The sequence below is a fragment of the Aquimarina sp. RZ0 genome (genome assembly GCF_008370685.1).
Taxonomy (GTDB): Bacteria; Bacteroidota; Bacteroidia; order Flavobacteriales; family Flavobacteriaceae; genus Aquimarina.
The window spans coordinates 1-9,520 of record NZ_VTZU01000125.1 but is presented as its reverse complement, the minus strand read 5'-3'; the positions used below and the strand labels follow the sequence as shown (position 1 = coordinate 9,520).

Annotated in this window: 7 protein-coding genes; 1 reads left to right on the top strand and 6 read right to left on the bottom strand. The window is 30.1% G+C overall.

From position 1 onward, the window contains the following. Window positions 1-83: 83 nt before the first annotated feature. The 6 genes from F0000_RS25900 to F0000_RS25880 all read right to left on the bottom strand — a co-directional run bounded on the left by F0000_RS25900 (window position 84) and on the right by F0000_RS25880 (window position 8,290). A complete protein-coding gene (locus tag F0000_RS25900; RefSeq protein WP_149627610.1) occupies window positions 84-302 on the bottom strand; it encodes a hypothetical protein in 219 nt (72 codons plus the stop codon). A 47-nt stretch (window positions 303-349) separates the two neighbouring features. After that, complete coding sequence (locus tag F0000_RS25895) at window positions 350-2,509, bottom strand: prolyl oligopeptidase family serine peptidase (RefSeq protein WP_188112292.1); 2,160 nt, start codon at window positions 2,507-2,509, stop codon at window positions 350-352. 25 nt (window positions 2,510-2,534) lie between these two features. After that, window positions 2,535-2,708 carry a hypothetical protein gene (locus F0000_RS27980; RefSeq protein WP_188112291.1) on the bottom strand — a complete coding sequence of 58 codons (174 nt, stop codon included), beginning with the start codon at window positions 2,706-2,708 and terminating at the stop codon, window positions 2,535-2,537. Between the two features lie 106 nt (window positions 2,709-2,814). Then, on the bottom strand, window positions 2,815-4,563 hold the full coding sequence (locus tag F0000_RS25890; RefSeq protein WP_149627608.1) for an AraC family transcriptional regulator: 1,749 nt from the start codon (window positions 4,561-4,563) through the stop codon (window positions 2,815-2,817). A gap of 154 nt (window positions 4,564-4,717) precedes the next feature. Then, complete coding sequence (locus F0000_RS25885) at window positions 4,718-6,445, bottom strand: AraC family transcriptional regulator (protein ID WP_149627607.1); 1,728 nt, start codon at window positions 6,443-6,445, stop codon at window positions 4,718-4,720. Between the two features lie 138 nt (window positions 6,446-6,583). Next, window positions 6,584-8,290: an AraC family transcriptional regulator gene (locus F0000_RS25880; protein ID WP_149627606.1), complete on the bottom strand. Its 1,707-nt coding sequence runs from the start codon at window positions 8,288-8,290 to the stop codon at window positions 6,584-6,586. A gap of 393 nt (window positions 8,291-8,683) precedes the next feature. Between F0000_RS25880 and F0000_RS25875 the strand changes: the two genes are divergently transcribed. Further along, window positions 8,684-9,253: an RNA polymerase sigma factor gene (locus F0000_RS25875; RefSeq protein ID WP_149627605.1), complete on the top strand. Its 570-nt coding sequence runs from the start codon at window positions 8,684-8,686 to the stop codon at window positions 9,251-9,253. Window positions 9,254-9,520: the final 267 nt, after the last annotated feature.

The window sequence follows — 9,520 nt, the reverse complement described above, 5'->3', positions numbered from 1 at the left end:
GCGATAAGGTAATTACTTGATCTCTCGTAGTGGCACAAATCGAACCGATATAAATGGCACAGTTTGAACCGAAATGACTGGCACTATAACTCCGAAATCATTGGCACAAATCGAACCGAATTAACCAGCAGTTGTACAACATCACCTTTGGTAAGCGATAACTTATAATCATGTATTTTATTTCCTATAATATTGGTTTCCTTACCTTCTTGAAAAGATAAGGAAGAGTTCTGACTGAAAATATTATTGGAAACAAAGGCAAAAACAATAACAAATTGCAGACAGATAGTATATCTTTTCATATAGTTAATAAATAGAACTTATCTTTTAAATAGAGCTAACTGTTATATTATTTAGGCTGATACTCAGGATACCCCATTTGCCATAAAGCAAAAGAAAATACGTTGGCATACATTTCATATCTATCAATTTTTGTAGAGTTCATAGCTGCATGGCCATCTTCGAATTTTACCTGAAATAAAACAGGAGTATCCGCAGCATTGGATGCCTGTAATCTAGCTACAAATTTAGCCGGATCCCAGATAACCACTCTACCATCCTTCATCCCCCCAGTTACTAAAGTAGCTGGATATTCTACACCTTCTTTAATATGGTGGTAAGAATCCATTTCTAATAATGCTTCAAACTCTTCTTTGATCTTTACCGTACCAAACTCTTTGATACTATTTTGCCCATTAGGTTGTATCTCTGATCGCAACATATTCATAGCCGGAGAAGTAAGGATAACTGCTTTATATAGATCCGGTCGTTCAGTCATAGCACGACCTGCCAGGATACCACCTGCACTAGATCCCCATATTGCAGATTTCTCAGGACTAGTATAGCCTTCTTTGATCATATACTCTGTAGTAGCGATCATATCTTTCCAGGTATTAGGTTTGGTAGTTTTCTGCCCTGCTTTATGCCATTCCACTCCTTTTTGTCCGCCTCCTCTCACATGTGAAATAACTAATATTCCGCCAGTTGTTGTCCAAGATAGAAAACTAGGACTAAAAAAAACACCTCCTGAACCTCCATAGGAACCATAACCATAAAACAGAGTCGGATTGTTACCATTTTTTTTAATACCTTTATGTTTAATAATTGATACTGGAATTAATACTCCATCGTGAGATGGTACTTCAACATGATCTACAACTAAATTTTCAAAATCAGGATATTCTACATTTGGAGTAAAGATTTCCAATTTAAAACTATTATCTTTTACATTATATAAGTAATTTGTTTGAGGGTTAAGATATCCTGTCACGATGACTCTAAGTAATTCATTATCAGGCCCTTTAGATCCAATATAAATATCTCCAGCACTTTTAGGTAGTATAATCTCTCTTTCCTCATCTTCTAAATAATATAATTTAGATTCAACTCCATTCTTTTTTGTGGTAAAGAATAAACCGTCTTTTGTTATTTCAAATTGTGTAATTAAAAGATCTTTTTTTTCTGGTACTAAAATTTCTGGATTATTAAAATCAGGATTGTTCATTGACGTTTTACAAATCTGAAAATTGGGTGCGTTTTTTGCCGATAAAAAAATAAGGTTGTTATTATTATCTACTATATATTTTTTTATTTTATCTGATTCTTTAAATAATAGCTTCCAAGATTTATCATTAGAATCAAATTCAGATTCGCTTTTATAATATGTATCATAAAATGATGATACTCCTCCAACTACCCCAAATAAATAACCATCTTTAACTCTATGGTTATTTATTATAGGAAAATCTGCTGGTTTCAGATTTAATTCTGGGTTGTTTTTTATAGAAAAAATATCTTTTAACTTCTTAGAGGTATTGCCAATGGTATAGAGTATTGATTGAGTATTTGTCCAATAATCTTTATTGGTAGGGTCAATAATTGGTGAATACAAATAAATAAATCCTGAATTATCTGAAAGCCATTGAATTCCTCCAATATCAGGTAAACATTTTTTGATCACTCCAGGAAGAATTTTTTTAGTAGCTACTTCCATAATAATCATTTCTGAAGCTTCTTCTCCTTTTTTAGAAAGGCTTATTACAATCTTATCACCTACCCAGTCAGGTTTAATATAATTAATACTATACTCCTGTTTTTTTGAATACAAAGTCGGGTCATAGAGTAATATTTCTTCACTATTTAAACTTGTTCGATAATACAGTTTAGCAATTTGTTCTTCACCTATAGTTTTAGTATAAAAATATTTTCCATCCGCAGTAGTTTTGGAATGAAAAAAAGAAAACTCTTTTTTTATATCATATGACTGTTGTTTATCAATTAATTGTTGTCTATTCGGAATCCGCTTGAGTAAATCAGATGCATATTTTCCTTGTTTTTTTAGCCAATCGACTACTGTAGTATCTTTCAAGTTTTCCAAATTACGATAAGGATCCTTTATTTGCTTTCCGTGATATTCATCTATAGCCATTATAGGCTCTATTACAGAAGGTTTTCGATTTTTGTTGGAACAAGAAACAATTAATATAAGGATGAAAATTCTTTTAATCATGTTATTAAAAACTATAATTATACTTTTAACATTTCTTTGTAAATGCATTATTACCAGGGCATCCAGGTTCATCAACAGTTTTTTCCCCACAACCAGGACCTGCGGTACCTCCAATAACTTTTATGGATGCATCTTTTGATAATTTAGTAATATTCAACTTAGTCAATTTTAGTTTTTGCGCTTGAAATTTATTTTTCATTATTTGATAATTTTAAATTATATCCAAATATATAATAATTGTAGTAAGTTGGTGTTTACTGGAAAACAATTGTAGTCTTATTTCTAGAATCTAGACCATAAAAATATCAATTAACTGATTGATTTTCTTCACTTTGTAACCTTTTTATAAAATACGAAGGATATATCCCTGTTTTTTTATAAAATGACTTCGAAAACACCTCGGTAGAATTAAAACCTGCCTCTTTAGCTAATGCCTTAATGGTATAATTCCTTATTTTCTTGTCTGCTTTTAATCTTTCAATAATATACTCAATTCTTAAATCATTGATATAAGGAGAAAAGGTTTTACCTCTATAATATTTAATCACCTTGGTCAAATATTTTGAATTGGTATTCATTTTTTTGGCCATCATGGCAGAGGTAAGCTTGATTTCTAAAAAGCTATTGTTTTTTTCGAAATCTTCCAACTCTTTAAGAATCAAATCTACTACATCCTTCGCAATATCAATAGCAGTATTATTGTGATCAGTAGTAGAGTTGATTTTGTTAATCTCTTTTGGGGAATCCGACATTAGGCTATCAAAACGTTTTTTGTATTGTTTGTTTTTCCTACGGCTTATATAAAGAACACTTGTAATACCAAGAATTACTAATAACGAAATAAGAATGATATAGTAGGATTGATTGTTTTTGGTGGTAAGTTCTTGTATAATACTCTCCTTTTGAGCAATCAAAAGAGGAGTGTCAAATTCCGTATTCAATTTATCTGTAGTAGTTTTATACCTATTGTGAAATATACTATCATTATGTAATAATCTATTGATATAATACAGTTGATTATCTCTATCGTTAATAGATTTATAGTACTTTATCATTTCTGGATATGCGGGCCTAGCTTCCGAAATTAAATCATTAGATAATTGCACAAAGGAATCTATTTTTTTAAAATAACCCATAGCTTTCTCTTCTTGTTGCAAAGAACTATAGGATTTTCCAAGAAAAACATATCCGTTAATTAAATTATGATATCCATAGGTTGCTCTATATTTATTTGTTAAAAACTCTTTTACTCCTTGTTTTATGGATTGTATAGCATTGATGTAGTCTTTATCATAATATTGAAATATTCCTTTATTTAACGTGTACACTACTTTAATATCCGTGTTTTGAGCCATAATTGTACCCTCCCTATAATAATAATACGCAGAATCAATTTCTTTATTCAATTGATATGTGGATACTAAATCTGAAAGAAACATTAAGTATCGTGTAGAGTCATTTACCTTCTTACCTATTTGTGTTTTTTCATATTGAACGGACTTTTTATAGAGGGATTTGGCTTCATCATACTTCCCTAGTTTTCTTTTTAAAGCAGCAATTTTAGAACGAAAGAGAGAGATGTAGACCAAAACTTTATTTCTTTCGGCATGTTCTAACCCCTCAAGATAATAGTCCAAAGCTTTGTTATAATTACCTTTTTGCTGTGTAATTATTCCTTTAGTCATTTGCATTGCTCCCGTTTGTAGTACGTGCTGGGTATTTTTTACCTTAGCAATACCACTATCGATATAGATAATGCGTTTTTCGTAGTTATCAATAAAAAAATACGAAGTCCAATGAAAACCTCTTGCCATTTCGGAAATGCTATCTAGACTTTTTGCTTTTTGCAAGTAGGCCTTTGCAAACCATTTATTTGAGTAGGGATCTTTTTCGGTGAATTGTTTTTGATAAAGTTCTTCAAACTCCCATTGCATCAATGAGTCTATAGATGGAAGATTTTTGTTCTGACTATATACTATATTTTGTAATCCTAACGTCAAAACAACAATACAGATAAACCTGTATACAAATATATGATATGATTTTCTCTCCATTATAGTATGTCACCAATTCTAAAAACGAAACAAAGATACAGGTATTATTTTCCCCTCTGATTTTTTACAAAAGCTGTTTTAAATCAGTAGTTTAACTTAATTATTCCAGTAGTCTTAATTCTACAATTTCTACCATTACAATACCAGTGATCACTTAATTATCTTTTAGTTGTACTTGTTTAATAAAATAGGAAGGATATATCCCTGTTGTTTTATAAAAATACTTAGAAAACACCTCGGCAGAGTTAAATCCTGCTTCTGTAGCTAGTGCTTTTATTGTATAATTTTGTAATTTTTTGTCCGTTTTTAATTGTTCAATGATATAGGTTATTCTTAGATCATTGATATAAGGGGAAAAGCTTTTTTGTCTATAATGTTTGATGACCTTGGTCAAATATTTGGTATTGGTATGTAATTGGGTGGCTAATATTGCCGAACTCATATTGGTTTGTGTAAAACCTTTATTGCTCTCGAACTCATCTAATCCTGCTACAATATTAGCCACTACATCTGCAGCAATACCAATAGTATCATCATCGATTTTTTTCTGAACAGTTTTTTCTGTTGTACTCTGCATGAGCTCTTCAAAACGAATCTTGTAGAGCTTTCTTTTTCTATAATTAAGAATCAGGAATACTGTAATAATCAAGAGTATAAAGAGCAGAATCATTATCCCATAATTAGATTGATCCCTTTCATTGGTCAAATCTTTGATAAGCTTTTCTTTTTCAGATATCAAAATAGGAGTATCAAAATCCTTAATGAGCTTAGTGTTTAATGACCTAAATCTTCTATCAATTATACTATCATTATAGAGTAATCTGTTGATATAATGTAATTGATTGCTTTTATCACCTAAGGATTTATAATGTTCAATAATTGCGGTATAAGCTTGTCTAACTTCGGGTATAGAGTACTTAGTTCCTTGTATCAAAGAATCTATTTTTTTATAATTGGTAATTGCCAATTCTTTATTTGATATTGCCGTATAAGATTTTCCTAAGAATAGGTAAGCATCTATTACATTGTAATTTTCTGCGAAATATTTATTTTCAGGTTTAGAAAATGATTTTAATGCTTTATTTATATTTATTATTGCGTTCTTGTAATCCTTCTGATAATAATTGATAATACCTTTGTTAAGTTTAAAAAGACCAGATATTTCCAAATTCTTGGACATTTTAATACCAATGCTATTAAAAGTCAATGCTGAATCTATTTCTTTATTACGTCTATAAGTAGTAACTAATTCGGCAAGCGTAGACAGGTATCCAATAGTATCATTTTTCGATTCCCAAATCTTTGAAGATTCGTAGTTTAGGGATAGCTTAAAGAGTGATTTTGCTTCATCATATTTACCAAGTTTTCTTTTTAATAATGCAATATTATGATTTATGATAGCTTCATTAAAATCATCATTTTTCTTTTTTGCATATTTTAATCCATTAATATAATTATCTAAAGCTTCATTAAAAAGGCCATTATCTGCATACATTACACCTTTATCCACGTATATAATTGTTGGATAACTCTTAAAACTTGATTTTTCACCATAAAAAATGGCACTATCAAGGTAAGCTATTTTTTTATACAAACTATTCTCATAAACACGAGCAACCAAACGATATGAGCTTGCTATTCTGCCTGGTTCTTCGTTTTTTTTTGCTTTTTGTAAAATAGCTTCTGCAAATGGTTTTGCTGCTTCAGGATTGGATTCTATACTTTCATTAAATTTATCGAGAAGTAATTGAAATTCTAAATTAGTTAGAGAATCTATCTGCGTAATTTTTTGCTGACTATACACTATATGATGTTGTGCAAGTACCAAAATAATAAAACAAATAAACCTGTTTATAACAATATGATATGATTTTCTTCCCATTATAGTATGTCAACCAATTCTAAAAACGAAGTAAAGATACAGGTATTATTTTTCCCTCCAATTTTTAGCAAAACCTGTTTTAAATCCTTGGCTTACCCTAATTCTAGAATTAAGACTATTGAAAAACCACGTAACCTACTATTTTTCTTCTTGTTGTAGTCTTTTAATGAAATACGAAGGATAGATTCCTGTTTTATTATAAAAATGTTTAGAAAACACCTCGGTAGAGTTAAAGCCAGCCTCATTAGCCAAAGCTTTAATGGTGTATTTTTGTAGTTTTTGATCTTTTTTTAATGCTATAATAATATATTCTATTCTCAGATCATTAATATAATTTGTAAAACTCTTATGCCTATAATATTTAATCACCTTAGTTAAATATTTAGTATTTGTATTTAGTTTTGTGGCCAACATACCAGAAGAAATATTGATTTTGGTAAAACCTTTATGTTTTTCGAATTCATTGAGCCCTTCTACAATTTTGGTTACTACATCTGTAGCAATACCTATAGTATCATTACTGATTTTTTTCTGAACAGGTTTTACTGTTGTGTTTTTCATAAGCTCTTCAAAACGGGTCTTGTATAGTTTTCTTTTTCTATAATTCAGGATTAGAAATACGGTAGTAATCACAAGTATAAAAAGTAAAATGATAACTCCATAATTAGATTGATCTCTTTTAGTTGTCAAATCTTTGATAAGCTTTTCTTTTTCTGATAGTAAAATAGGGGTATCATAATCCTTAATGAGTTTAGTGTTTAAAGACCTAAATCTTTTATCAATTATACTATCATTATAGAGTAATCTGTTGATATAATGTAATTGATTATTTTTATCACCCAGGAATTTATAATGATCAATAATAGCAATATAAGTTTCACGAATTTCAGGAACCAAATAATTAGTTGTTAGAACTAATGAATCTATTTTTTTGTAGTAATGAACTGCTTGCTCTTTCTGTGATATGGCTGCATAAGATTTACCCATAAAAAGATAGGCATCAATCAAATTATAATTTTCTGCAAAATAAGAATTCTCTGGCCTAGAAAATGCATTTAATGCCATATTGATATTAGTAATTGCAGTCTTATAATCTTTATAATAATATTTAATGATGCCTTCATTTAATCTGAAAAGATCTTGTATTGTTTTACCCTCTGACATTCTAATACCTCTAACATTTAAGGAAAAAGCTGAATCTATTTCTTTATCAAGTCTATAAACACTTACCAATTCAGATAATGTTACCAAGTACCCTATAGAATCATTTTCAGGGTTACTTAATATTGACTCTTCATACGTTAAACATACTTTAAACAATGATTTTGCTTCCTTGTATTTACCCAGTTTTCTTTTTAATAGGGCAATATTATGATTAATCACTGCTTCAAAATCTATCTCTTTTTTCTTTTTGGCAAAATCCAATCCTTTTAGATAACTATCTAATGCTTTGCTAAAAAAACCATAACCATCGTAAGCAACACCTTTGTCAACGTATAATATAGTTGGTAAATATTTATAATCTAAATTTTTACTATAAGCAATAGCACTATCCAGGTATGTGATATTTTTTTCAAGATCATTCTGATTAAATCGAGCCATCAAACGATACCCATTTACTATTCTCAGGGTACGTTGATCTTTCTTTGCTTTATGTAAATAAACTTTTGCATATAAGCCTGCTCTTTTAGGCTCTCTTTTTATAGTGTTATAAAATTCAGTGTGAAGGGTCTCTGCTTCTAACTTAATTAGCGAATCTATAAGTTGATCTTCTTCTTGACAATATACACTTTGTCCAGATATTAGTAACAGAATTAGAAAATAGAAGATGTTACGTATATACATGTAAACAAATCTTTTTTATACTATAAAATTGAAATTAGTTTTCTAAGGGGATATGTTATTAAGAATAAGCATCTTCATAGGCTTTTATAAAGATCCCTGCTTCTAGAACGAAGCAAATATACATTTAATATTTTCCATAGTCATTTTTCAATCTATCTTTTGGGAATATATATTAAACACTTGATAGTCTAAATTTTAAACCAGTCTTAATTCTAGAATTTCGACCCTAAGATTCTAGAATCAAGACTTGTTCTCCTTGTATCCCACTATATCCTGCCCATATATTTGACCCGATCAGATGAATTATGAATTACGAGTTCAGAATGAGAATGGATTCATTTTGGAATTTATCCTGAGCGAAAGTTGAAAGACAAGAATAACAAAACAAAACAGATGAATACAAAAAAGAACCAACAGATTATTGATGGAATCATTACAGGGGATCGTTTGATTCTTAAAGCATTTTATAAGAAGAATCTACCCTATATACGTAGATATATCCTAAAACAAGGGGGATGCATACAGGATGTAGAAGATGTATTTCAGGACTCTTTAGTAGTGATCTACCAAAAGCTACGAAATGGATCACTACAAATTGATACATCTATTCATAGTTTTTTTATAGGTGTCTGTAAAAACAAGTGGCGTGTACAGCTAAAAAGGCAATATAAGGTATGCAACAATGACCAACTGGTGGTACAAAAACCAGATCATAAACAATCTGTCATTGATACCCTAACTGAGAAAGACCAAACCGTATTATATCATAAACACCTGGATAATCTTAGTGAGAAAAACAGAACTATACTACAGCTGTTTTTTGAAGGAAAAAGCATGCGGGAGATCGCCAAGATCAATGGATATACTGAAGGGTATACCAGAAAAAAGAAATTTGAGATCAAGGAAGGCTTGCTACGTATGATCCAGCAAGATCCTGCGTATGATGAATTGGCAGTAGTGTGAGTATCAGGTCGGGTATCAGGAAATAAAACAACACTTAACAAACATAGTAATAGAAATTATAACAATCGCTGCGCAGCGTAGGGCGAAAACCGAAAAGCCCGTATCCAACAGAGTAGGTATTGACTAATTAAATATTAAAAACTGAAGTTTCGCACCTAGTATTTACAGGTTTTTAGGGGTGTTAAAAAAGGAAAAAAGTAGCATGAAAACCTTGGTGAACCCTTGATTTTATTGTATTTTTAAGTTGAAAGACAAACAAATACAAAA

Coding starts and splice junctions, on each gene's coding strand:
- F0000_RS25900 (WP_149627610.1), bottom strand. CDS start 302: ATGAAAAGATATACTATCTGTCTGCAATTTGTTATTGTTTTTGCCTTT.
- F0000_RS25895 (WP_188112292.1), bottom strand. CDS start 2,509: ATGATTAAAAGAATTTTCATCCTTATATTAATTGTTTCTTGTTCCAAC.
- F0000_RS27980 (WP_188112291.1), bottom strand. CDS start 2,708: ATGAAAAATAAATTTCAAGCGCAAAAACTAAAATTGACTAAGTTGAAT.
- F0000_RS25890 (WP_149627608.1), bottom strand. CDS start 4,563: ATGGAGAGAAAATCATATCATATATTTGTATACAGGTTTATCTGTATT.
- F0000_RS25885 (WP_149627607.1), bottom strand. CDS start 6,445: ATGGGAAGAAAATCATATCATATTGTTATAAACAGGTTTATTTGTTTT.
- F0000_RS25880 (WP_149627606.1), bottom strand. CDS start 8,290: ATGTATATACGTAACATCTTCTATTTTCTAATTCTGTTACTAATATCT.
- F0000_RS25875 (WP_149627605.1), top strand. CDS start 8,684: ATGAATACAAAAAAGAACCAACAGATTATTGATGGAATCATTACAGGG.